The sequence below is a fragment of the Amycolatopsis sp. La24 genome, assembly GCF_029087445.1.
Lineage (GTDB): Bacteria > Actinomycetota > Actinomycetes > Mycobacteriales > Pseudonocardiaceae > Amycolatopsis > Amycolatopsis nivea.
In genome coordinates, this window is record NZ_JARACH010000001.1 from 70,270 (window position 1) to 93,219 (window position 22,950).

The 22,950-nt window shown below is 68.7% G+C and carries 25 protein-coding genes; 9 read left to right on the forward strand and 16 right to left on the reverse strand.

What is annotated here, in order from left to right:
• Positions 1-12 precede the first annotated feature (12 nt).
• Positions 13-1,230 carry a family 16 glycosylhydrolase gene (locus PUT80_RS00370; protein ID WP_037811020.1) on the reverse strand — a complete coding sequence of 406 codons (1,218 nt, stop codon included), beginning with the start codon at positions 1,228-1,230 and terminating at the stop codon, positions 13-15.
• Between the two features lie 394 nt (positions 1,231-1,624).
• On the opposite strand from PUT80_RS00370, the gene PUT80_RS00375 reads away from it, so the two are divergent.
• A complete protein-coding gene (locus tag PUT80_RS00375) occupies positions 1,625-2,254 on the forward strand; it encodes a DUF2306 domain-containing protein (RefSeq protein ID WP_238608232.1) in 630 nt (209 codons plus the stop codon).
• 66 nt (positions 2,255-2,320) lie between these two features.
• Here the strand turns inward: PUT80_RS00375 and PUT80_RS00380 are convergent, their stop codons facing one another.
• A complete protein-coding gene (locus PUT80_RS00380; protein WP_275290684.1) occupies positions 2,321-3,466 on the reverse strand; it encodes an acyl-CoA dehydrogenase family protein in 1,146 nt (381 codons plus the stop codon).
• Entirely contained in the window at positions 3,463-5,814 is a 2,352-nt protein-coding gene (locus PUT80_RS00385; protein ID WP_275290685.1) for a bifunctional salicylyl-CoA 5-hydroxylase/oxidoreductase, read from the reverse strand. The genes PUT80_RS00380 and PUT80_RS00385 overlap by 4 nt, the downstream gene beginning before the upstream one ends.
• 66 nt (positions 5,815-5,880) lie before the next feature.
• Between PUT80_RS00385 and PUT80_RS00390 the strand changes: the two genes are divergently transcribed.
• Complete coding sequence (locus PUT80_RS00390) at positions 5,881-6,273, forward strand: RidA family protein (protein ID WP_037811023.1); 393 nt, start codon at positions 5,881-5,883, stop codon at positions 6,271-6,273.
• Here the strand turns inward: PUT80_RS00390 and PUT80_RS00395 are convergent.
• Complete coding sequence (locus tag PUT80_RS00395; protein ID WP_275290686.1) at positions 6,263-7,111, reverse strand: PaaX family transcriptional regulator C-terminal domain-containing protein; 849 nt, start codon at positions 7,109-7,111, stop codon at positions 6,263-6,265. The genes PUT80_RS00390 and PUT80_RS00395 overlap by 11 nt on opposite strands.
• Positions 7,112-7,192: 81 nt before the next feature.
• Here PUT80_RS00395 and PUT80_RS00400 point away from each other — a divergent pair, with 81 nt between their 5' ends.
• Positions 7,193-7,864: a GNAT family N-acetyltransferase gene (locus PUT80_RS00400; protein WP_037811025.1), complete on the forward strand. Its 672-nt coding sequence runs from the start codon at positions 7,193-7,195 to the stop codon at positions 7,862-7,864.
• Here the strand turns inward: PUT80_RS00400 and PUT80_RS00405 are convergent.
• The gene (locus tag PUT80_RS00405) at positions 7,850-8,308 is read right to left on the reverse strand and encodes a MarR family winged helix-turn-helix transcriptional regulator (RefSeq protein ID WP_275290687.1); all 459 of its coding nucleotides are present in this window, start codon (positions 8,306-8,308) and stop codon (positions 7,850-7,852) included. The two genes, PUT80_RS00400 and PUT80_RS00405, sit on opposite strands and share 15 nt — an antisense overlap.
• A gap of 86 nt (positions 8,309-8,394) precedes the next feature.
• On the opposite strand from PUT80_RS00405, the gene PUT80_RS00410 reads away from it, so the two are divergent.
• The gene (locus tag PUT80_RS00410; protein ID WP_043830655.1) at positions 8,395-8,799 is read left to right on the forward strand and encodes a nitroreductase family deazaflavin-dependent oxidoreductase; all 405 of its coding nucleotides are present in this window, start codon (positions 8,395-8,397) and stop codon (positions 8,797-8,799) included.
• A gap of 1 nt (position 8,800) precedes the next feature.
• Here PUT80_RS00410 and PUT80_RS00415 read toward each other — a convergent pair whose 3' ends face one another.
• On the reverse strand, positions 8,801-9,943 hold the full coding sequence (locus PUT80_RS00415) for an FAD-binding oxidoreductase (RefSeq protein WP_275290688.1): 1,143 nt from the start codon (positions 9,941-9,943) through the stop codon (positions 8,801-8,803).
• 70 nt (positions 9,944-10,013) lie between these two features.
• On the opposite strand from PUT80_RS00415, the gene PUT80_RS00420 reads away from it, so the two are divergent.
• The 4 genes from PUT80_RS00420 (at position 10,014) to PUT80_RS00435 (ending at position 14,119) form a co-directional block, all read left to right on the forward strand.
• On the forward strand, positions 10,014-10,889 hold the full coding sequence (locus PUT80_RS00420) for a LysR family transcriptional regulator (protein WP_037811030.1): 876 nt from the start codon (positions 10,014-10,016) through the stop codon (positions 10,887-10,889).
• Positions 10,890-11,248: 359 nt separating this feature from the next.
• Positions 11,249-12,292, forward strand: a complete 1,044-nt coding sequence (locus PUT80_RS00425) for a cytochrome P450 (RefSeq protein ID WP_240691316.1) — start codon at positions 11,249-11,251, stop codon at positions 12,290-12,292.
• A 42-nt stretch (positions 12,293-12,334) separates the two neighbouring features.
• Positions 12,335-13,114, forward strand: coding sequence for an oxygenase MpaB family protein (locus tag PUT80_RS00430; protein WP_275290689.1), 780 nt, complete (start codon positions 12,335-12,337; stop codon positions 13,112-13,114).
• A gap of 39 nt (positions 13,115-13,153) precedes the next feature.
• Positions 13,154-14,119 carry an ATP-dependent DNA ligase gene (locus PUT80_RS00435; RefSeq protein ID WP_275290690.1) on the forward strand — a complete coding sequence of 322 codons (966 nt, stop codon included), beginning with the start codon at positions 13,154-13,156 and terminating at the stop codon, positions 14,117-14,119.
• Here PUT80_RS00435 and PUT80_RS00440 read toward each other — a convergent pair.
• Genes PUT80_RS00440 through PUT80_RS00450 form a run of 3 tightly spaced genes read right to left on the reverse strand, consistent with a single transcriptional unit; the run spans position 14,102 to position 16,220 of the window.
• The gene (locus PUT80_RS00440) at positions 14,102-14,839 is read right to left on the reverse strand and encodes a class I SAM-dependent methyltransferase (protein WP_275290691.1); all 738 of its coding nucleotides are present in this window, start codon (positions 14,837-14,839) and stop codon (positions 14,102-14,104) included. The two genes, PUT80_RS00435 and PUT80_RS00440, sit on opposite strands and share 18 nt — an antisense overlap.
• Positions 14,836-15,234, reverse strand: a complete 399-nt coding sequence (locus tag PUT80_RS00445) for a 6-carboxytetrahydropterin synthase (protein WP_037811036.1) — start codon at positions 15,232-15,234, stop codon at positions 14,836-14,838. Before PUT80_RS00445 ends, PUT80_RS00440 begins: the two co-directional genes overlap by 4 nt.
• 11 nt (positions 15,235-15,245) lie before the next feature.
• On the reverse strand, positions 15,246-16,220 hold the full coding sequence (locus PUT80_RS00450) for a zinc-binding alcohol dehydrogenase (RefSeq protein WP_275290692.1): 975 nt from the start codon (positions 16,218-16,220) through the stop codon (positions 15,246-15,248).
• Positions 16,221-16,253: 33 nt separating this feature from the next.
• Between PUT80_RS00450 and PUT80_RS00455 the strand changes: the two genes are divergently transcribed.
• Positions 16,254-16,970, forward strand: coding sequence for a CDP-alcohol phosphatidyltransferase family protein (locus tag PUT80_RS00455; protein WP_275290693.1), 717 nt, complete (start codon positions 16,254-16,256; stop codon positions 16,968-16,970).
• Between the two features lie 379 nt (positions 16,971-17,349).
• On the opposite strand, the gene PUT80_RS00460 is transcribed toward PUT80_RS00455, so the two are convergent.
• Genes PUT80_RS00460 through PUT80_RS00490 form a run of 7 tightly spaced genes read right to left on the reverse strand, consistent with a single transcriptional unit; the run spans position 17,350 to position 22,727 of the window.
• Positions 17,350-18,063, reverse strand: a complete 714-nt coding sequence (locus tag PUT80_RS00460; RefSeq protein WP_275290694.1) for a nucleotidyltransferase domain-containing protein — start codon at positions 18,061-18,063, stop codon at positions 17,350-17,352.
• A 21-nt stretch (positions 18,064-18,084) separates the two neighbouring features.
• Positions 18,085-18,480 carry a VOC family protein gene (locus PUT80_RS00465; RefSeq protein WP_037811038.1) on the reverse strand — a complete coding sequence of 132 codons (396 nt, stop codon included), beginning with the start codon at positions 18,478-18,480 and terminating at the stop codon, positions 18,085-18,087.
• A gap of 60 nt (positions 18,481-18,540) precedes the next feature.
• Positions 18,541-19,269 (reverse strand): class I SAM-dependent methyltransferase, encoded by a 729-nt coding sequence (locus tag PUT80_RS00470; protein WP_275290695.1) that lies wholly within the window; start codon positions 19,267-19,269, stop codon positions 18,541-18,543.
• 42 nt (positions 19,270-19,311) lie between these two features.
• Complete coding sequence (locus PUT80_RS00475) at positions 19,312-19,935, reverse strand: TetR family transcriptional regulator (RefSeq protein WP_037811040.1); 624 nt, start codon at positions 19,933-19,935, stop codon at positions 19,312-19,314.
• 1 nt (position 19,936) lies between these two features.
• Positions 19,937-21,139, reverse strand: coding sequence for an FAD-dependent oxidoreductase (locus tag PUT80_RS00480; protein ID WP_275290696.1), 1,203 nt, complete (start codon positions 21,137-21,139; stop codon positions 19,937-19,939).
• The gene (locus PUT80_RS00485) at positions 21,136-21,327 is read right to left on the reverse strand and encodes a ferredoxin (protein ID WP_037811043.1); all 192 of its coding nucleotides are present in this window, start codon (positions 21,325-21,327) and stop codon (positions 21,136-21,138) included. Before PUT80_RS00485 ends, PUT80_RS00480 begins: the two co-directional genes overlap by 4 nt.
• Positions 21,327-22,727 carry a fatty acid desaturase gene (locus PUT80_RS00490; RefSeq protein WP_275290697.1) on the reverse strand — a complete coding sequence of 467 codons (1,401 nt, stop codon included), beginning with the start codon at positions 22,725-22,727 and terminating at the stop codon, positions 21,327-21,329. Before PUT80_RS00490 ends, PUT80_RS00485 begins: the two co-directional genes overlap by 1 nt.
• Positions 22,728-22,950: the final 223 nt, after the last annotated feature.

Genomic DNA, 22,950 nt, shown 5'->3' on the forward strand with positions numbered 1-22,950 from the left:
CACAGTGGACGGCTACTGGTTCACCGACCATTTCTGGTTGACGTTCCCGGTGCACGTCCACAGCTGCAGTTTCGTCCCGTTGGCCGAACTGACCCCGGCGGCGTCGAGGCATTTGTTCGCGTGCGGGTTGACGATGTCGTGCGCGGCGGTCACGACCCACTGCTGTGCGTTGCTGCCGTTGCAGTCGTACATCTGGACCGGGGTGCCGTCGGCGGTGCCGGAGTACTTGACGTCCATGCACTTGCCGAGCGCGCGAATGGTCCCGTCGCTGCCGACAGTCCAGTCCTGCGCCGCGTTGCCGTTGCAGTCGGTGATCTGCAGCTGGGTGAAGTTCGCCGGATTGGCCCAGGGCACGTCGACGCATTTGCCGCCGATGCCGATGATCCGGCCGCTCGACCCGCCGGTGCTGCTCGTGGTCACGTGCACGTAGTCGACGACCAGCTGCTGCGGGAATTGCGTGCTCCCGTCCGGATCGCCGGGCCAGTCGCCGCCGACCGCGAGGTTCAGGATCAGGTAGAAGGGGTGGTCGAAGACCCAGCGGTTGCCGTTCAGATCGGCGGGGGTGCGGGTCTCGTAGGCGTTGCCGTCGACCGACCAGACGATCTTGTTCGGCGACCAGTCGACCGCGTAGGTGTGGAAAGCGTCGGCGAAGACCGGGCCGTTGTACGCCGCGCCGATGCCGCCGGCGCCGGAGTAGCCGGGGCCGTGGATGGTGCCGTGCACGGTGTTCGGCTCCTTGCCGATGTTCTCCATGATGTCGATTTCGCCGTCGTTAGGCCAGTTTCCGCCGCCGAGCATCCAGAACGCGGGCCACATGCCCTGGCCGCGCGGGATCTTCATCCGGGTTTCGACGTGCCCGTACGCCTGGCTGAATTTCCCGGCGGTGTTGAGCCGGGCGGAGGTGTACTGGCAGGTGCCGTACCAGCAGGTGTGGCCGGAGTTCTCGCGTTTCGCGGTGATCACCAGGTGGCCCTGGCCGTCGAGCGCGCCGTTCGCGGCTCCCGCGGTGTACCACTGGCGTTCGTGGTTGTTGCCGTTGTTGTCGCCGGTTTCGTAGGTCCATTTCGACGCGTCGGCGGCGGCTCCGGCGGGGCCGTTGAAATCGTCGGTGAAACTGTCGGCGGCCGCCGCGGTGGGCGGGGCGAGGACGGCGGGCGCGGCTTGGAGGCCGAGCGCCAGCAGCGCGGCCGCGGCGAGGGCGGTGGGGAGACGTCTCAGGAAACTGGACATGCTTGGTCACCTCGGTTTCGGGGAGGAACCTAGAGCGAGGGAGTGCTTTGTTGTGGCGGGCAACAAAGTAGGAGAAGTATGCCTGGTCTGGACCTCTGCGGCAATGGGCCGGGAAGGGCTCATCGCGGGAAGCAGAGTCCGGCGAGGAGTCCTCCGCGGACGGCCCGCGGGGTCACCTGGCCGAGGGTAAGGCTGCCCCCACCGCCGTGACGCCAGTCGGCACCATGGTTCGCCGGAAGCCCCCGTCCTACGTTCGGAAGTGCCAGCCGAGACCGAACACGGGAGAGAGGCCGACATGACGGCGGGGACGGATCTTCGACCACCGCGGGTGCAGCCCGCAGCGGAGCGAACCATACGGGTCGAGCCGGGAAAGCACTGGTGGCGGCGGCCGTGGATCGCGCCGCTGGGACTGGTGGTGGTCGCGTTCCTGGCGTATGCGCTGCCGCCGTACCTGGCGTTCGACCCGGCGCTCTCGCGGGTGCCGTCGACCTTCCCCGCGCACTACCTGTTCCTGGTGGGGCACGTGGTGTTCGGGTCCATCGCGATGGTGACCGCGTTGCTGCAGGTCTGGCCGTGGATCCGGCGCAAGCACCCGGTGCTGCACCGCTATTCCGGCCGCGCGTACGTGTTCGCCGGGGTGCTGCCGTCCGGGCTGCTGGCGCTGACGATCGGCGCGGCGACCCCGTTCGGGCCGGTGACCCGGGCCAGCGACGTGCTGCTCGCGGTCTTGTGGCTCGGTACGACGTGGGCGGGCTACCGCGCCGCTCGCGAACGCCGGTTCGGCGATCACCGGCGCTGGATGGTCCGCAGTTTCGCGTTGACGATGTCGATCATTCTCAACCGGCTCATCGGCCCGATCGCGGCGATCTTCCTCGGACCGCAGCTCGCCACCACGTTCGGCGGCAGCGAAATCGCGCTGGGCCAGTCGATCGCGGCGCTCGGGGCGTGGGTGAGCTGGACGGTCGCGCTGATCGCGGCGCAGCTGTGGCTCGACCGGAAGCCGAAACGCCGCGCGAGTGTTTAGCCCTGGCTGAATAGTGTGGGGTCCGCGCCGCCTGCTGGTCAGAAAACCAGCAGGCGGCGCGACGGCTCATCCGCGCCGCTGCAACGACCGCGCGATGATCGTCCGCTGGATCTCGGACGCGCCTTCGTAAATGCGCGGCGCCCGGACCTCGCGGTAGAGATGCTCCAGCAAATGTCCCCGCCGCAATGCTCGTGCGCCGTGCAATTGCACCGCTTGATCCACGACGTATTGCGCGGCCTCGGTCGCGAACAACTTCGCCATTGCCGCGCGACCGGCAAGGTTCTGCTCGCCCGCGTCGTAAGCGGCTGCCGCGGCGTACACCAGCAGACGGCCGGCTTCGGTCCGCGTCGCCATTTCGGCCAGCGTGTGCGCTACGGTCTGCTGTTTCACCAACGGGCCGCCGAATGCTTCGCGCGAAGCTGTGTATTCCACGGTCGCGTCGAGGGCGGCTTGTGCCATGCCGACCGCGAAAGCGCCGACGCTCGGACGGAACAAGTCCAACGTCCGCATGGCTACGGCGAAACCGCGGTTCTCCTCGCCGAGCAGTTCGTCGCGATTCACTCGGACACCGTCGAATACCACCGTGCCGATGGGGTGCGGGCTCACCAAATCCAGGTGCTCGCCGCTGAGTCCAGCGCGATCGCCGGGGACGACGAAGGCGCTGACGCCGCGGGACCCGGCGTCGGGAGTGGTGCGGGCGAAGACTGTGTAGAAGTCGGCTTCCGGGGCGTTCGAGATCCACATTTTCGTGCCGGTGAGCCGCCAGCCGTCCCCGTCCGGTTCGGCGGCGAGCTGCAATGCGGCGGCGTCGGATCCAGCGTCCGGTTCGGTCAGTGCGAACGCGGCGACGGCGTCACCGGCGGCGACGGCGGGGAGCCAGCGCTGGACCTGTTCGTCCAAACCGGACTGGAGTACCGGGTAGCTGCCCAAGCCCTGCAATGCCAAAGCGGTTTCGGCTTCGGTGCTTTGGGTGGCGAGGGCTTCGCGCAGCAGGCACAGATCGGTGGCGGCGGCTTGCCGGGTCGGCTGTCCGCTTTCGACTCCGGGGAACAGCCGGGCGAGCAAACCGTGCGAGCCCATGGCCTTGAGCAGCGGACGGTTTACCGCGCCTTCGGCACCGGCGGCGGCCAGTTCGACAAGCTGTTCGGCGGCGATTTTCCGGACGGAAGCGGCGTACTCGGTCTGTTCCGGAGTGAAGGCGAAAGCGTTCATCGGGCGTCCTCCGGTCGCCAGCGGGCATGGGCGGTCTGGTGGCCGCCGGTGCGGACCAGATCGAGACGTGGTTCCGGACCGTCGGTGCGGCCGGTCTGCGGCGGGCGTTTGCCCGCTGCCCACTGTTTCGGCCATGCCACCGGATACTCCTGCGCGGCGGCCGCGTGCAGGGTCCATTGTGGATTGAACAGGTGGGTGCGGCCGAGTGCGCACAGGTCGGCCCGGCCCGCCAGGATGAGCGAGTTCACGTCGTCATAAGAGGAAATCGCGCCCACGGCGATTACTGCGGTGCCGTAGCGGCGTCCGACTTCGTTGCGGATCCGGTCGGCGTACGGCGTTTGGTAGCTGCGGCCGAACTTCGGCTTCTCCTCGCTGACCACCTGGCCGGTCGACACGTCGATGGCGGCCGCGCCATGCTCGGCAAAAGCTTGCGCGATGGCCACGGCTTCGTCGGCGTCGTTGCCGCCCTCGAACCAGTCGGTGGCGGAGATCCGGACGGTCAGCGGACGATCAGCCGGCCATACGGCGCGGACCGCGTCGAAGACTTCCAGCGGGAAGCGCAGCCGGTTTTCCGGGGAGCCGCCGTAGGAATCGGTGCGCTGGTTGGTGAGCGGGGAAAGGAAAGACGACAGCAGATAGCCGTGCGCGCAGTGCAGTTCCAGCAGATCGAACCCAGCGCGTGCGGCGGCTTCCGCGGCCGACACGAACTGGTCCTTGATCTCGCCCAGTTCGGCGACGGACAGCTCGCGCGGCGTCTGGTTGTTCGGCGAGTACGGCAGCGCGGACGGCGCGCAGACCTCCCAGTTGCCCTCCAGCAGCGGGTCGTCGATGCCTTCCCACATCAGTTTCGTGGAGCCCTTGCGGCCGGAATGCCCCAGCTGCAACCCGATCTTCGCCGCGGTTTCGCGGTGCACGAACTCGACGATCCGCTTCCACGCGGCTTCCTGCTCGGAGTTGTAGAGCCCGGGGCAACCCGGCGTGATCCGGCCTTCGGCGGACACGCAGATCATCTCGGTCATGACCATCCCGGCCCCGCCGAGTGCCTTGCTTCCCAGGTGCACCAAGTGGAATTCGCCGGGAACGCCGTCGACCGCGGAGTACATGTCCATCGGCGACACGACGATCCGGTTCGGCAATTCCAGCGAACCGATCCGCACCGGCTGGAACATCGGCGGCGCGACGGAGGTGCCGAGCGAATCGGCGAACCACTTATCCAGCGAGGCAGCGAATTCCTTGTCCCGCAGCTTCAGATTGTCGTAAGTGACGCGGCGGCTTCGGGTAAGCAGGTTGAACGCGAACTGCTCCGGTTCCTGATGCGTGTACTGCGCCAGATTCTCGAACCACTCCAGGCTCGCCTGCGCCGCACGCTGCGTGGAAGCGACGACCGGACGGCGCTCTTCTTCATACGCCGCAAGGGCTTCCGGAACACTCGGCTGTTCGTGCAGGCACGCGGCAAGCGCGAGCGCGTCCTCCATCGCGAGCTTCGTGCCCGATCCGATGGAGAAATGCGCGGTGTGCGCCGCGTCGCCGAGCAGCACGACATTGTCGTGGACCCAGCTATCACAGCGAACCGTACCGAAGGTGGCCCACTTGGAGTTGTTGGCCAGCAACTGATGTCCGTCGAAAATGTCGCCGCACAGTTCGCGGATCAGCTCGATCGACTTCTCGTCGCTTTCGCCAGGACCGAGTCCGGTGGCGGCGATCGGCCCGAATGCCCGCTGCCACACGTCCTCGTGCATCTCCAGGATGAACGTGCTGCCGTCGCGGCCGTACGGATAGCCGTGGACCTGCATGATGCCGTGCGGGGTTTCGAGCACGTAGAACTTGAACGCGTCGAACACGAGGTCGGTGCCGAGCCAGATGTAGCGGCACTGCCGGGTCTCGACGCTCGGCCGGAACGAATCGGCGAACGCCGTGCGCACCGCGGAGTTGACGCCGTCCGCCGCGACCACGAGATCCGACGAAGCGGCCAGTTCGGCGGGATCCGGCGCGACAGTGCGGAATCGGACATCGATGCCCATTTCGCGACACCGCTGCTGCAGGATCGCGAGCAGCCGCTTGCGGCTCATCGCGGCGAACCCGTGCCCGCCCGAGGTCGACACGGTGTCGCGGTAGTGCACGTCGATGTCGTCCCAGCGCGCGAACTCCCGGCTCATCGCCTCGTGCACGGCCGGGTCGGCGTGCTCGATGCCGCCGAGCGTCTCGTCGGAGAAGACGACGCCGAAGCCGAACGTGTCGTCAGGCGCGTTGCGCTCCCAGACCGTGATCTCGTGGTCCGGGCCGAGTTGTTTCGCGAGCACGGCGAAGTAGAGGCCCGCTGGCCCGCCGCCGACTACTGAAATCCGCACGCAAGCCAGGGTATGTCGTCTGAAGTACGGTCGTCAAGAAGACGATAGATGGGTTACGCTCCCGGCATGGAGCGGATCAATCCCCCCGAACTGGGCAAGCCGTCGGGGTTCTCGCACGCGGTGGCGGCGCAGGGCAGGCTCGTGTTCCTCGCCGGGCAGACCGCGCTGGACGCGGACAACCGGATCGTCGGCGACGGCGTCGTGGAGCAGTTCGAGCGCGCGCTCGGCAACCTGCTCACCGCGTTGCGGGCGGCCGGCGGAGAGCCCGCGGACCTGTGCAGCCTGACCGTCTACATCGTCGACATGGACGACTACAAGGCGCACGCGCGCGAGATCGGTCGCGTGTGGAAGCGGCTGGTGGGCGCGGATTACCCGGCGATGGCTGGCATCGGCGTGAACCGGCTGTGGGACGTCGAGGCGCTGGTGGAAGTGCAGGGCTACGCGGTGGTCAACCGCTGAGCACCTGCCGCAGGTGCGTGCGCGCGGCCTCCTCGAGGCGGTCGTGCAGCGTGAAGAACACCTCGGCGGCGCGGATGCCGGACCAGCCCTCGGGCAGCAATTCGGCGGGCAGGCACGGGTCGAGATACGGCATCCGCCGCCAGCCGGTGAGCACGCGCAGGTAGTCGGCGAACGCTTCGTCGCCGGGCGTCGTGCGGCGGCGCTGCCATCGGCGCAGCGCCGGTTCGTGCTCTTCGAGGAACGCCGTGTACAGCTCGTCCAGCTGGTCCAGGTCCCACCACTCGCGCACCTTCTCGCGTGGATCGCCGAAGGCGAGGTGTTCGGCGCGGAACACGTCGGCGTACTCGGCGAGCCCAAGTCGCTCCAGGGTGCCGACAGTGACCTCGTACAGGTGCGCCGGCGCGATCCAGACGCCCGAGGACGCGGTGCCGAAGCCGAGCCGCGACAACTGCGTCCGCAGCACGTGCCGCTTGTGCCGTTCGGCTTCCGGCACCGAAAACACCGCGAGCAGCCAGCCGTCGGCGAGCTTCGCGCGGTCCCGGCGGAAGATCCGATCGTCGCCTTCGCGCAGCAAATCCAGTGCGGTACCGGACAATTCGTACCCGGCGGCTCCGTCGCGGCGCACCGCTTCGAGCACCCCGCGCCGTTTGAGCCGGGAAATCGACGACCGCACGGCGGGCTCGTCGACCCCGACCGCGGCGAGCAGATCGATCAGCGAGGCGACCGAAAGCCATTCGCCGCCCGCCTGGTGATGCACGCCGTAGACCGACACGATGAGGTGCCGGGGCTGGGCCGCGCGCCCGCCGTCGGCATCGGCTGCTTCCGGTACGGCCGTCACCCGCTCACCATACCGTGCCGCCCGTCGCGAATCCGACTACAGACGGGCGGGCAACCGGCGCGGGGTAGCATTTCCGGCGCGATGGCGTTTGTGAGCAATGCACCTTTGGTGAGCCGGCTGACCCGCCGCGGACGGCTGATGGCGAAGCGCACCTGCGACCGCCGTGGACACGCCTTCGCGCTCGGCCGGTTCCTTTTCCGCACCCCGACCGCGTGGGAGTACGCGGCGGCGGTCGCGGGCGGCAGCGATCCGGCGGCGCAACGCTGGCTCGGCTGGCTGGCCGAGTCCGTGGTCGCCGAACCGATGCGCGGCGAGGCACTGCGCGTCGTCCCCGGCACCGGACCGGACTGGACCACGCCGGACCCGCATTCGGTGGACGTCGTCGCGATCGATCTCGTGGCGGGCCGCTGCGCCGGTCTTGTGAGCGTGCACGCGGGCGAGGACGGCGGCCCGGAAACCGGCGGCTATCTCGCGCCGGAGTACCGCGGACAAGGCTTCGGCCGCGATCTGTTCGCCGCCGGTCTCGTGCTGGCGCACGAGCATCTCGGGCTTTCGCGGGTGCGCGCGGGCGCGGAGGTCGGCAACGTCGCGAGCGGCCGTTCGCTGGAAGGAGCCGGACTGCGCCGGGTCCCGGGGCCGCCGCAGTACACGCTGCCGGACGGACGGGCCTGCGAAGCCTGGTGGTACCAGCACGACGCGGCCTGGCCGCGGAAATGCGCGGGACCGCAGGCGCAGTGGCTAGTCGCCTCCTGAGCCGTACTCCTCGTACGCCCGCAACGTCCTGATCACCAGCGCCCGTTCTCCTGGGCTCAACGGCGACAACGCCGCCTCCCACGCCTTCGCCCCGCGCGCCAGCCACGCGTCGACGGCGGGCCGCTTGTCCGAGTGGATGCTCACGATGGTGCGCCGCCGGTCGTCCGGGTCCTCGGCGCGCTCCAGCACGCCTTGCCGGGACAGGTCGCCGATCATCAGACTCGCTGTGGTGGGCGCGATTTCGAGCCGTGCGGCGAGTTCGTTGACCGTCATCGGGCCGTCGAACAATAGATAGGCCAGCAGGGACAAATGCCGCGGCGCGAGCGCGACGTCGTCGAGTTCCGGCGGCGGCGGCGTCCGCTTCGCGCGCCCGACGAGACGGGGCATGAGAAGCAGCAGTTCGCGGACCCCGTCCTCGACGGTCGGGCCGGATTCGGTGGCCATGCGGCGACAGTACCTGCGCGTGTGTTGACAGCCCGATTCGCGCGATCCTAGGTTTGTTGTTACATCATCAATCAGGGAGTTTTCCGATGTCGGACTGGAACCAGCAGATCATCGACGAGTTCCGCGCCAACGCGGGCAAGGTCGGCGGCATGTTCGAGGGCAAGAACATGGTGCTGATCACGCACACCGGCGCGAAGAGCGGCAAGCAGCGGGTCAGCCCGCTGGTGTACACCACCGACGGCGACCGGATCGTGATCGTCGCGTCCAAGGGCGGCGCGGACACCAACCCGGACTGGTACCACAACCTCGTCGCGAACCCGGCCGTCACGGTCGAGATCGGCACCGACAAGTTCCCGGCGAAGGCGAAGCTCGTCACCGATCGCGCCGAGCGCGACCGGCTCTACGCCAAGATGGTCGAGCACGCGGAGGGCTTCGCGGAGTACGAGAAGAAGACCGAACGCGTGATCCCGGTCTTCGTTCTCGAGCGCTGACTCAGCCCAGCGGCTGTCCGTAGACGAAGCTCCGCAACCGTCCAGTCGACATCGGGTCCAGCGGAGCGAACAGCTTGGCGTGCGCGGCCTGCACGGTCGCCGCGTCCGGCTCGACCATCGACAGCGCGCGCACGGTGTAGCGCGAATCGGCGGTGAAATCCGGCGCGGACGAGTGCTGGTACGCGCCGCCGAGCAGGTCGATGATCAGCACGGTCGGCACCGGGGCGTCCGGGCCGGCGTGGTCGAGCACAGCGCTCAGCACGTCGTCCCGGAGCTCCGGCAGCACGCGGTTGTCGCCGAGGTACGAGTGCGGGTTCGGCGGCTCCGCGGCGATCTTGCCGGAGTCGGTGAACGGCATCGTGGTCAGCGTTTCCTGGAGCGGGCCGAGTGCGCGCAGGGGAGCGACGAGCTGGTCTCCGCCGGTGCCGAGGTAGGCCACGCGGATGTGCGCGATGTGCTTGCCCCGCAACGGTTCCGGCACCATCGGCAGATCCGGGTAGGGCACCATCGCGACCGAGGTGCCGACGGTGTCCGGCAGGTCGCGGGTCCAGTCGCGCCAGGTGCGCAGGACGTCCGGGATCTTGGCGGTGTCGAAGTACAGTCCGCCGCCGTACAGCGTGGTCACCGGCACGAGTTCGAACTCCAATGCGGTCACGATCCCGGCGTCGAGCGGGCCGGTCGTGCGCGTGCCGTCGGGACGGACGATCTCGGCGGAGCGGACGCGGTCCGACGCGAGGCCGAAGTGCCGGCCGAGGAGGCCGAAACCGCCGCCGAGGGTGTAGCCGACCACGCCGACGCCCGGCGACGAACCGCTCAGCGGCGCGAGTCCGTGTTCCGCGGCCGCGGTGATGACGCTGCCCCAGGTGGTTCCGGCTTCGACGCGTGCCACGGCGCGGTCCGGGTCGATGGTCACGCCGGTCATCCGGCGCGTCGAGATCAGCACGCCCTCGGCCGGTGCCCGCAGCCCGTGGCCGGTCGCCTGCACGGAAACCGGCAGGTCGCGCTCGGCCGCGAGCCGGACCGCCGCGGCGACGTCGTCGGCGCTGGTAGCGGCGACGACCAGGTGCGGAGTAGAGGTGATGCCGGTCTGGAACCCGGCGATCTCTTCGCGGTAGCCGGGCTGGTCTGCGGTGAACGTCTGCATGCCTTCAGCGTGCTGGCTGTTCGACGATAAGTCCAAGAGATACTAGTTCCAGCAGCTAGAATTGCTGCTTATGGAACTGCACCAGCTGGAGTACTTCGTCGCGGTCGCCGAAGAAGCCAACTTCACGCGCGCAGCGGCCCGGATGCACGTCGCGCAGCCCGGGGTCAGCGCGCAGATCCGGCGGCTGGAACGCGAGCTGGGGCAGCCGTTGTTCGACCGGTCCGGGCGCACGGTACGGCTTACCGGCGTCGGCGAGGCCGCGCTGCCGCACGCCCGGGCGGCGCTCGCCGCGGTCGCGGCGGTGCGCGAGACGGTCGCCGAGCACGAGGGGTTGGTGCGCGGCCAGGTGGCTATGGGGATGGTGACCTCCGCCGGGCCCGTGGCGCTGCCGGAGTTCCTGGCCGGGTTCGCGGAACGCTACCCGGGAGTGGAAATCACGCTCAGCGAAGCGAATTCCGACCTGATGGTCGACGCGCTGCGGGAAGGACGGCTGGACGTCGCGGTGATCGGGCTGGCCGACGGCGTGCCCGCTGGGCTGACCACTCAGATCGTGCTCGACGAGGAGCTGGTCGCGGTCACCGCGCTGCGTGACGAGTTCGCTGACCGCGCCTCGCTCACCTTGCCGGAGCTGGCCGAACGGTCGCTGATCTGCCTGCCGAAGGGCACCGGCATGCGCGGTGTGCTGGATCGCGGGTTCGCCGCGGCCGGGCTGCGTTCGCGGGTGACGATCGAGGCCAGCGACCCGAACGTGCTGGCCAAGCTCGCGATGCGCGGCCTCGGCGTGGCGCTGGTCCCGGAATCGCTGGCTCGCTACTACGCCGAGGAGCTGCACGTCCTGCGGTTGCGGCCGGAACTGCGCGGGCAGCTGGCGCTGGCTTGGCGGTCCGACGGGCCGGTGGGGCCCGCGGCGCGGGTGCTCATCGAGTTCGCCCGGTCAGTGCTTTAGCGAGCGGCGAAGGATACCGACGCCGCCTCGGATTCGCCAATGAATTCGGGCCGGAATTCCCGAACCGACGACCGGGAACTCCCGAACTCATCCAGCCGAGTGGGCCGTTCAGGTTATCTTGCCGTGTATTCCCGGAAATTCGTCGTACTGTCGGCAGCGGCCGCGAGTGCGGTCGAAGTTTCGGAGAAGACGGAGGAATTTCCGTGAAGCTTGTTCGTCTCGTGCGCAAGGCCCTTCCGAGCAAGAGCCTGAAGTCTTACGCCTGGTACGGCTGGATCTGACGGTCCCATTAAACGGTACCGGCCGGTTCCGGAATTTCCCGGAACCGGCCCGTGCCGCCGCTCACGAGGAGTTGCGCGGTGACCATTCCCGCTGAACGGAACAAAGTGCGCCAGGTGGTATTCGCGCCGCGCATTCAAGAACTGTTCGACCGTTATCGGGGGAAATCCTTCTTTCGGCTGGAATCGGACACCGTCGGCGTTGCCGGGCCCGAGCTGATGGACGCTTTGCTGCGCAGCCGGCCGGCGAACGCCGAGGAACGGCCGACGTTCAAACCGGTGCGCGGCCGGGTCGTCACTAGGCCGGAATCGTCGGCGCTGATGCGCGCGGTCGGCGCGGACGTGCGCGCCGCGCTCAAGAAGCCGCTCGGCGAGGCTGATCTCTCCGGGACGTGGCCCGCCGTGCCGCACAACTACCTGCGGGACCTGGTGTTCGGCCGCGAACAGTGGCGGTTCCGGGTCCTCGTCGACCGGCGGCTGGAGCTGACGCCGAAGATCACCTGGGCGGCGGTCGCCGCCGGAGCCGCGCTCTGGGGACGGCCCGCGCCCGAGGTCGCGCTGTCCACTCTGGCGCGGATGGTGCTGGAGGCCGATACCTACGACCAGCGGCGCTTCGCGATGTACCTCTACCGGCGCGTGGCCGGGCCGGTCTGCTTCACCGTCGCCGCGCTGGTCACGAACGCTTTGTGGCTCAGTTCGCCGCTGGACGACGACGTGCCCACCGAGTACGTGCTCAACGAGGCACTGCGCCTGCTGCCGCCGTCGTGGAACATCCTGCGCGTGCGTTCGCCGGAGTTCGCCGAGGTGGACGCGCGGATCGGCCCGGGCGACGACGTCCTGCTGCTGCCGCTGCTCAGCCACCGCGACCCCGAACTGTGGGACGCGCCGGACGAGTTCCGGCCGGGTCGCTGGGCCTCGCTCGACCCGGACACCCACCCCGGTTACCTCCCGTTCGGGCACAGCAACGAACGCTGCTGGGGCCGGCACATGGTGCTGCCGCTGGCGGAACGCGTCCTCGACCTGGTCCGGCGCGACGGCCTGGTCGTCGACCCGGCGCAGACGCGGGGCCGGGTGCACCTGGACGGGCTGCTGGAGGTTTCGGACGTGCGGGTCGTGCGGGCCTGAGGGCTCTTGACAACGTGTCAACGGAGGCGTTCCCCTGGACGGATGCTCCAGGACGGCGTGCTCGGGGTCAGCCTGCTCGCGGGCGGCGCGAACGTGATCATGCAGCTGGGCCGGCCCGAGGTCGGGTACGGCGTGATGGAAAGCCGGGTCGACTCGGGGAATCTGTTCAAGCACCCGCTGAAGCGCACGCGCACGACCGTCACCTACCTCGCGGTCGCCGTGCTGGGCACGGACGCGGACCGCGCGGCGTACCGGCGGGCGGTGAATTCGGTGCACGCGCAGGTGGTCTCGACCGAGGCGAGTCCGGTGCGGTACCGGGCTTTCGACCGGGAGCTGCAGCTGTGGGTCGCCGCCTGCCTGGCCCACGGCGTCGAGGACGTGCATCGCGTGTTTCTCGGCCGGCCCGCTCCGGAATCGTGGTACGCCGAGGCCGCGGTGCTGGGCACGACGCTGCAGGTGCGTCCGGAAGACTGGCCGGAGGACTTCGCCGCGTACTGGGCGGACGGACTGGCTCAAGTGGACATCGACGACCGGCTCCGCGAGTACCTCACCGCCATCGCGAATCTGGAATTCCTGCCGCGGCCGTTCTCGTTCCTCTTCGGACGGTTCCACCGCTTCGTCACGACCGGCTTCCTGCCGGAGGTGTTCCGCGAGCAGATGCGGTTGCCGTGGTCGGGCGCGGACCAGCGCCGGTTCGATCGGCTGATGCGCGCGATCGGCCGAATGGTGGAACCGCTTCCGGTGCGGGTGCGGCGGTTCCCCTACGACGCGTGCCTCGCGGACTTCCGGCGGCGGTTGCGCAAGGGGAAACCGCTCGTCTAAGCGGTTGACCGGAATGCTGCGGTCGGCAAGGGTTGGCATATGGCCAAACCGGATGAGGTGCGCGAAGGGGTTTCCCTGACCAACCTCGACCAGGAGCTGTTCGCCGACGCCGGGGCGACGAAGCGCGACCTCGTCGACTACTTCGACGCCGTCTCGGACCGGTTGCTGCCAGTGCTGCGCGACCGTCCGCTGTCGGTGATGCGCGTGCTGCGCGGGCAGGACGCGTTCATGCAGAAGAACCTGCCGAAGTACACGCCGGAGTGGGTGCCGCGGGCGAAACTGTGGGCGGAGAGTTCACAACGGACAGTCACCTACGGCCTGTGCAACGACCGCCGGACGCTGCTGTGGTTCGGCAATCAGCGCGCGGTCGAACTGCATCCCGCGCTGACCCGGGTGGAGCCGATCGGCCAGACCGACCTGATCATGGACCTCGACCCGCCCGAGGGTGCGGACTTCGGCGTCGCGGTGGCGGCGGCGCGGCTGGTGCGACAGGCCCTGGCCGACGCCGGGCTCGCCGGTGCGTTGAAGACCAGCGGTTCCAAGGGTGTGCACGTGTTCGTGCCGCTGGTTCCAGGTCTGTCCTTTGAGGACGTCGCGGCGGCGACCCGGGCGGTCGGCGCTCGGGCGGAACGGATCGATCCGCAGCTGGCGACCACGGCGTTCATCCGGGAAGACCGGCACGGCAAGGTGTTTCTCGATTCGACCCGCGCGGGCGGGGCGACCGTGGCGGCGGTTTACAGCCCGCGGATCCGGCCGGGCACGCCGGTGTCGTTCCCGGTGCGCTGGGCGGACGCGGACAACGTCACGCCGGCGGATTTCACGGTGAAGACCGCAGTGGGGCTGCTCGGCAGTGCCGACCCGTGGGCGGAGGAATTGCCGGAACCGCAGGAACTTCCGGCGGATCTCGTGGCCGAGGGGCACACGATCCCGGTCGCCCGGGTCGCGGCGATGCACGAGGGCAAACGCCGCGCCCGGGCGCGCCGGGAATCAGGGGAGAGCCAGTAAATCCTGGTGGTGCACGGTAACCTCGGTGATCTGCCGATCCTCGGGTACCGCCAGGTCTGGTTGCTCTTCCCGGGCCGCGGTGACGAATCCGCGGTACCAGGTGTCGATGAGTTCGTGGTGTTCCGGCCCGAGCTGCCAGGGCGACGGTCTGGTGTGGACAGTCCAACCGTGCCGTTGGAACTCCGCTGCGGTGAAGGCGGCGGCTTCCGGGCCTAGCTTTCCGTCTCGGCGTTGATGGTCGTTGAAGGCGGCGTTGAGCGCTTCGTCTGCCGCGTCCGCTGGCGTGAGGTGAGCCGATCCAGTCACGGACAACGTGAACAGTGCTGGGCTCCGCGCGTCCACACAGGACTTCACCAATCGCTGGATTTCCTCCCTGGTAAGGAGATCCAGCAGAGCGGAAGCCGTTGCCAAAGAAGTGCCGGTCAGGTTCAGTCGAGTCACGTCGGCTTGTTCGGTCTCAACACTGATCCCCGGTGGAAGACTGCGTGCGGCGATCTCGAGCAGCCGCGGGTCCTGGTCGTGCAGAATCCATCGCTGCGGTTTCGGGAGGCGACCGCTCAGCCAGCGTCCCATCGCCCCGGTGCCGCAGCCGAGATCCCGAATTACTGCCGGGCTGGCCGGGAGCAAGGCGACCAGGTCGGCCGCCCGAGCCGCGGTGTCGGCCGGTTCTCTGAGCCGCAGCCATTCCGGCGCGTAACCGGAAGAGTCCACTGTGGTCACAAGGAACGCTCGTATCCGGCCGAAGCGGCGTGGGATTCGTGCAGGGTCACCGAAATCTGGGCCAGCCCGCGCGCGTTCTCGCCGAGTTCCCCGGCGTGGATCCGGTCCGCGAGCCGGTCGGCGATCACCTTGGCGAGGTATTCCGTCGACGTGTTGATCCCGGCGAAGTCGGGTTCGTCGTCCAGGTTCCGGTAGTTCAGGTCCGCGAGCACCGCGCCAAGCTGCTGAGTGGCGAGCCCGATGTCGACGACGATGTTGTCCGAGTCCAATTCGGACCGCCGGAACGTCGCGTCGACCACGAACGTCGCGCCGTGCAAGCGCTGCGCCGGGCCGAAAACCTCGCCGCGGAAACTGTGGGCGACCATGATGTGATCGCGCACGGTGACACTGAACAACGCGTTCTCCTTTACGGGTAGGTGATTCGGTGAGCCAGTCCGTGCAGAGTTCCGTCCGCTAGCCGTGCCGCGACGTCCGGCAGTTCGGCGAAGGTGGATTCGCTGGTGATCAGCGCGTCGAACGCGGGGTCCGCGAGCAGTCGCAGCGCCAGCGCCATCCGGTCGCCGTAACCGCGCCGCGCCGCGCGAGCCGGCGAAACGGTGCCGACCTGACTGCCGCGCACGGTGAGCCGTCGCGAATGGAAGTTCTCGCCGAGCGGTATCGACACCTGACGGTCGCCGTACCAGCTCAGCTCGACCACCGTGCCCTCGCGGCCGAGCAACTCCAGCGAACGCGCGAGCCCGGCGTCGGTCGCGCTGGCGTGCACCACGAGGTCGAGGTCGCCGCTCGCGGTTTCCGGGGTGGCGTACCGGATGCCGAACGCGTCCGCGACCTCGGCGCGGTCCGGGTCGGGGTCGACGAGCTGGACGTCCACGCCCGGAAACCGGGACAGCAGCCGAGCGACACTGCACCCGACCATCCCCGCGCCGACCACCGCGATCCGGTCGCCGATCAGCGGGGCCGCGTCCCAGAGCGCGTTCACCGCGGTCTCGACAGTGCCGGCGAGCACCGCCCGCGCCGCCGGGACGTCGTCCGGCACCACCGTGACCGCCGACGCGGGCACGACGTACTCGGTCTGATGTGGATAGAGGCAGAACACCGTGCGGCCGGTCAGCTCCGGCGGTCCGGAAAGGACCTCGCCGACGTTCAGGTAGCCGTACTTGACCGGCCACGGAAAGTCGCCCTCCTGATACGGCGCGCGCATGATGTCGTGCTGGCTTTCCGGCACCCCGCCGCGCTGCACCAGACTTTCCGTGCCCCGGCTCAACGCCGAAAATCGCGTTCGGACCAGCACTTCGTCGGCTTGTGGAGCAGCCACCTCGGCCGATCGGAGCTCCCCGCCCTTGGCCGAAGTGAACCAGAAGGCCTGCGCCGCCCGTGTCAAGGTTGTCCTCCGTTGCTGCCGGATCGAGGAGAAATGGCTGTCTCCACCTGTACACGAACCCCGGCCGAGCTGGGTTCAACCGTCGTCCAGCAGGCCCCCGCGCTGCTGGCGCAACTCGCGCTGCTGACCCTGCTGACGGTGACAACCGGCCTCGGCCCGGCCGGCTGGGCAGTCGGCGTGGCGTACCTCCTGGGCTTGTTAGTGCTGCTCACCCAGGGCGCCTGGCGGATCAGGGTGTACCGGCTGGGCCCCGCCGACCAGGTGACCCTCGCCCGAGCGGCCCTGATCGGCACGGTGACCGCTTTGGTCGCCGACCGCCTGGGCGGGCATCCGCAGCTGACCTTGATCGTCCCCATCGCCGCGGTAGCCCTGGCCCTGGACGCACTCGACGGCTACGTCGCCCGCCGCACCGGAACCGTCTCCGCGCTCGGCGCCCGCTTCGACATGGAAGCGGACGCCTTCCTGATCCTGGTGCTGAGCGTCCTAGCCGCCACCACGGTCGGCCCATGGGTACTGGCAATCGGCCTGATGCGCTACGCATTCGTCGCCGCGGCTCGGCTGTGGCCGTGGCTCCGTGCCCCACTGCGCCCCAGCCGAGCCCGGAAGGCAGTAGCGGCTCTGCAGGGAATCGCCCTGACGGCCGGGGTGGCGGGGTTCGCGCCGGTGGTCCTGGCGGGGATTGCGGTGGCGACCTTGAGCTGGTCGTTCGGGCGCGACGTGTGGTGGCTGTACCGGAACCGCGCCGCCTAGAGAATTCCGCTGCGACGATTCTTCTTCAGCCAGGGTTTCGGCGCCGGGAAACCGTCGTGGCGCTTGATCCGCAGTACGGCAAAAAAGGGCCAGCCGCTTGCCCTCGCAGCACCGCCCGAGCGGGACTACTGCAGGTAAACGGCTGGCCCACGGGATGAGGTATCGGCCCCCCTCAGGCTGATTGCCAACCTCCCAATGCCCACCATAGCGGGGTCCGAATAGCCCCGCTTAACCCGTCCGTGGGTCACCGGTCCGTATTTCTCTTCGCGGTATCTGTCACTGGGTCAATAGCGTTGGGAATTGCGCTCGAGCTGCGGATCTGTGATGGTTAGCAATCGCAAAAAGAAACCGTACGCGTATCTTGCTGTCCAGGACGGGCTCAAGGGCAGCGGGGATCGGTGACCCGGTAGCCGTCTCGCAGCGGTCCGCCTGTGCGGTCAAGCACCGCACGGGCGACCGCGCCGAGCCGTGGTGCGTCGGGCAAGGCGATGGCCAATTGATCGGCCAGACCGGGATCGTGGTCGTGCAGTTCACGCCACAGCCATTTGCCGCTGCCCTGCCAGTGTTGTCCGGCCAGCAGGGCCAATTGAGCGGACTTGGTCAGCACCCGAGCGGCGATGAAGGCGATCTCGGCCGGGTCGTCGGCTCCGGTCAGGTCGTCGAGCAGGTCGGTGAGTTCGTACCGTTGTGCGTCGAGTTCGCTTGCCGTCGCGGCGGCGGGTCCGGCGGCCAGTCGTTGCCGCATTTCGGTCTGCAACCGGGTGCCGAGGCCGTCTTGGTCGGCCACGAGCGCGCCCTCGGCGATGAGCCGCGGGATTCCGGCCCAGCGGCGCGCCAGATTGTCGGTGCAGTGGGCACGCAAGGTTTCTTCGTCGTGCACCAGTGCTTCCACCGGCCAGTTTCCCCAGGTGAACGAATGCCGGTACGGGGCGTCGCGCGGCGCAGTGACCACCACGAGGTCGAGATCGGACATCGGCGTCCGCCGGTCGGTCAGCACGCTGCCGCCGACGATCACGACCCGGGCGTCCGCGAACAATCGACGCGCAATCTCGCCAGCTGCGGCAACCGGCTCCCCTTCGCGCGGATCAGCCACGCAATCCCCCTCTCGAATTGCTCAGCCCTTGGCGCTCAACTGCCAGGACACGCCCCACCGGTCGTTCACCCAGGCGAACGGGCCGAAGCCGTAATCGTCCAGCGGCATCAGGGTTCCGCCGCCTTCGCCGAGTGCCTCGTAGATCCGCTTCAGTTCGTCGGTCGAGTCCACGGTGACGAACAGCGACGTGGACGGCGTGAAGTCGAAGGCGTGCTGGACGAAGCTGTCGCTGCACCGCACCCGCTGTCCGGCGACGGTGAACTCGGCCATCACGATCGTTCCCTCCGGGCCGGGTCCGTCGGCGCCGTAGCGCTCCTCGGACAGCACGGAGTCGCCAGGGAAGAGCGAGGTGTAGAAGGCCATCGCCTCGGCGGCGTCGCGCTTCTGGAACATCAGGAACGGGACGAGGTCGGTCATCGGACTGCCCTTTCTCGGGGTGGGGGTCAGATCCGAACGTCGCATTGACAAGAAGTTTTGTCAAGCGCGCGCCACCACGCAGGCGAAGCCGAACGAGGCGCGGTAGTCGCGGAGCCACTCGTCGCGGTGCGTGGTCGCGGCGGTGAGGGCTTCGGCTTGGTCCGGGTCTTCCGGGTGGTCCAGGGCCCATTCGGTGAGGCTGCCGGTCCACGACCACTCGTACGCGTCCAGTTCGGCGCGGGTGCTCGTGTGGCCGTGGGTCGGCGTCCAGCCGGCGGAAATCACCTGGTCGAGGAGTTCCGGCAGGTCTGGCAGGTCGCCGAAGATCTCGAGCGCGGCGGGGGTCGGCTCGGTCTCCCAGTAGGCGTCGCCGATCAGGGCGCGGCCGCCGGGGCGGACGTGGGTGCGCAGGGCGGCGAGGGTGGCTGGCAAACCGCCGAAGGCGTGGGTGGAGCCGATGCACAGGACGGTGTCGAATTCGGCCGCGGCGGGGAATTCGGTGGCGGATTGCTGGTGGAGGGTCAGACGGTCAGCGACGCCTCGGTCGGTCGCGGCGGTGCGGGCGCGGGAGAGGGCGAATTCCGACGTGTCGACGCCGACGGCGCGGAGTTTCGGGTACGCGGCGAGAGCGCGGATGAGCCATTCGGCACCGCCGCAGCCCAGGTCCAGGATGACCGCGTCTTCGTGCGGGATGCTGCGCTCGAGCAGACGCTGGACCTCGTCGTCGCTGACCGGGGACGCGATGGGGTGCCGGGTGTGGGCGAGTGCGGAAAGTCGTTCACGGTTCACGCGCGCAACGCTGGCACGCACGGCCCGAACCGCGCACCTGGTTTACGAGCGGGTGCGCATCGATGCCGACGGGGCGGTGCCGAGCACGCGAGCGGCGACCCAAGCCAGGCCGTCGGCGGTTTCGGCGGGCGTGCCCGACGGCTGCATGACGTGGCTGAGCACGGTGCGCACGACGAGGTCCATGACCACAGTGAGCTGCCCGTCGTCGAGCGGCGGCGCGTAGCCGCGGACCCGGCCGCGCAGGACGGCCTTCGCTTCGGTGAGGAGGGTGCCGGCGCGGGTGGTCAGCAGGGGCAGGAACTCGTTGTCGGTGCCGTGCGTCGCGGAGGCGATGGCGCGCAGCAGGATGTTGTCGTCGGCCAGTTCGAGCACCGCGCGGACGGCGTCGTAGATCGCCTCGACCAGGTCGTCCGGATGCCGGTCGAACGCGGTGCTCACGACGGCGAGGAACCGGCGCAGCTCGTGCGAGATCATCGCCTCGGCGAGCGCGGTTTTCGAGCCGATCTCGTTGTAGACGGTCTGCCTGCTCACTCCGACCAGATCGGCGAGCCGCGCCATGGTGACCGCTGACCAGCCGGATTTCGCGGTGAGTTCGATGGCGGCGGTGATGATGGGCTGCCGGTACTGGCCGCCTGCGGGCACCGGAAGCACGCTCATAGCGGTCATTCTAGGCGGCCGTTTCCAAAGCGAAGGCCACTGCCTCAGACCACGGCGCTCGGGCAGCGATCCGCTTGCGGTACTTCATGATGTCGCGCGGCCGGTCGACCGTGAACGCGCCGACGAGCCGGTCGCCGCGCCGGTACAGCGCAGTGAAGCCGTGCTCGGCCGGGACCGCGACGACGACCTCGTCCGCACGCGGCGTCCCGACGAACTGGATGCGGTGCGAGTACCAATCGGACCAGAAATACGGCACGGCGCTGAACACCCGCGCGCTCGCGGGGTCCAGCGCGTGCCGCGCCGCGGCCGCACCCTGCTCGGCCGCGTTCGTCCAGTGTTCCAGCCGCATCAGCTCGCCGTCGAACAACGCGTTCGCCACGTGCGCGACGTCTCCGGCCGCGTAAACGCCGTGTGCGGCGGCGAGGGTGCCGTCGCAGATGACGCCGCCGTCGCGTTCGTGCAGCAGGAGTCCGCTGTCGCGCAGCCAGCCGGTGGCCGGGGCCGCACCGATTCCAGCGACCACGAGGTCGGCTGGGAGGACTTCGCCGGTGGACAGTTGGACGCCGGTCACCGCGCCGTCTTGCGACGTGAAGCCGGTGACCCTGGTGCCCAGGCGGAGATCGGTGCCTGCCGCGCGATGCAGATCCGCGCAGACCTCGCCGACCTCGGGACCGATCGCGCGCACCAAAGGCGTTTCCAGCGTTTCCACAATAGACACTGGCAGGCCGCGTTTGCGGGCGGCTGAAGCGACTTCCGAGCCGATGAAACCGGCTCCGATCACGACTGTCCTAGCGCCACTGTCCAAAGCGGACCGTATGGCGACCGCGTCGTCCGCGGTGCGCAGCGAGTGAATGCCGGAGATTCCCTCGGTGCCGGGAAGAACCCGGGCGGCGGCTCCGGTGGCGATGACGGCGGCGTCGTAGCGGACGGGCGTGTCGCCGGTGCGGATCTCCCTGGCGATCGGGTCGAGCCCGGTCGCGGGAGTGCCCAGCCGGAGTTCGACGCCGAGTTCGCGCAGGTCGTCCGCGCTGAGAAACGGTTCCACCGCAACCGGTCCGTCCGCCGCGAGGAAGGATTTCGACAGCGGCGGCCGGTCGTACGGCAGGTGGCCCTCCGCGCCGATCAGCACGATCCGGCCGTCGTATCCGGTCCGCCGCGCGGATTCGACCGCGCGCAGTCCCGCCAGCGACGCGCCCACCACCGCGAGCGTCATGACACCAGCTTCAGTGCGAGCACCGGGCAGGCGTCGACCGCCGCGGCGAGATCGGTCCGGTGCTCCTCGCCGGGGTTCTCGTCGAGGACGACGACCGTGCCCTCGTCACCCACCTCGAAGAAGTCCGGGGCCATCGCTTCGCACATGCCCAGTCCGTCGCATTTGTTCAAATCCGCTTCGATCCGCATCACACACTCATCCTTCCGGGGGCAACGAAGTCGACCTTTTCCCTTACGCCGCAGTCGGGGCAGCACCAACTGTCCGGAATGGACGACCACGGCGTACCGGCCGGGAAGCCCTCTCGGGGGTCGCCGCGCTGCTCGTCGTAGACGTATCCGCAACCGGGGCACATCCCGCCCTCGCTCGCGTCACCGCGCACGTCGTCCGGCACGACCACCGGATCAACAGTGGAAGTCCCGTACCGGGCAAGGATTTTCTCTCGCTTCGACGGCTGGATGTTCGCCCGGCTGATGTCGCCTTCGAAGTGGTTGAGCACCCGCTGGTCCATCACGCGCCGCCACAGCGGCGGGAACAGCGCGAGCACGATCATCCCGGCGTACCCGGTCGGCAGCACCGGGGATTCGGCGAAGTCGCGCAGGGTCTGGTAGCGGCGCGTCGGGTTGGCGTGGTGGTCGCTGTGCCGCTGCAGGTGGTACAGCAGGACGTTCGTCGCGATGTTGTTGGAATTCCAGCTGTGGCTGGGATCCACGCGCTCGTAGCGACGGCGCTCCGGCGGCCCGACCTTCTGCCGCAGCATCCCGTAGTGCTCCATGTAGTTCACGACTTCCAGCAGCGAGAACCCGATCACCGCCTGGATCACCAGGTACGGCAGGATCCCGACGCCGAGCCACGCAACCATCGCCACCCACAGCACCGCGGACATCAGCCACGCGTTGAGCACGTCGTTGCCGATCCGGAACGGATGCTTGTCGCGGCGGGCGTAGCGCTTGCGCTCCAGCCCCCACGCGGATTTCAGCGAGCCGAACACGGTACGCGGCCAGAACCGGTAGAAGCTCTCGCCGACGCGGCTCGACGCCGGGTCCTCCGGAGTCGCGACGCGCACGTGATGGCCGCGGTTGTGCTCGATGTAGAAGTGCCCGTAAAAGCTTTGCGCCAGCGCGATCTTCGACAGCCAGCGCTCGTGGCTTTCCTTCTTGTGGCCCAGTTCGTGCGCGGTGTTGATGCCGATCCCGCCGATGCAGCCGATCGAGATCGCCAGCCCGATTTTGTCCACAACGGACAGATCGCCGCGCGCGATGAGCCAGAACGCGAAGACGAACCCGACGTACTGGATCGGCAGGAACAGGTAGGTGATCCACCGGTAGTAGCGGTCCTGTTCGAGCCGTTCGATGACGTCGTCCGGCGGATTGCTCCGGTCGAGGCCGGCGACCAGGTCGATCGCGGGCACGATCGCCAGGATCACGATCGGCCCGATCCAGAACCACACGCCCCAGCCGGTCGCGGCGTGCAGGCCGATCGCGAGGAACGCGAGCGACGGCACGACCAGCCCGATCAGCCACAGGTACCGCTTCTTGTCGGTCCATCCTTCGGTCGACCCCAGCGGCACCGTGCCGGTCATCTCGCTCATCGCGCCCTCCTCCGTTGGCTGGCTTTACATGACGGTAAGACATGTACACCGCGATTGACAAGAGGAGTTGAAATGTAAAGACGCCACGGCCGGGTGAACCCGCAGGTGCAGCGGTACGTGAGGGTTTCGCCGTGCCTGTTGCCTGTCCGCAAAGGACGCCAGACTTGGCGAAATGCCCTATTGATGTCCGCGTGACCGGGTGTGCAGGGCTGTGAGGGTCTCC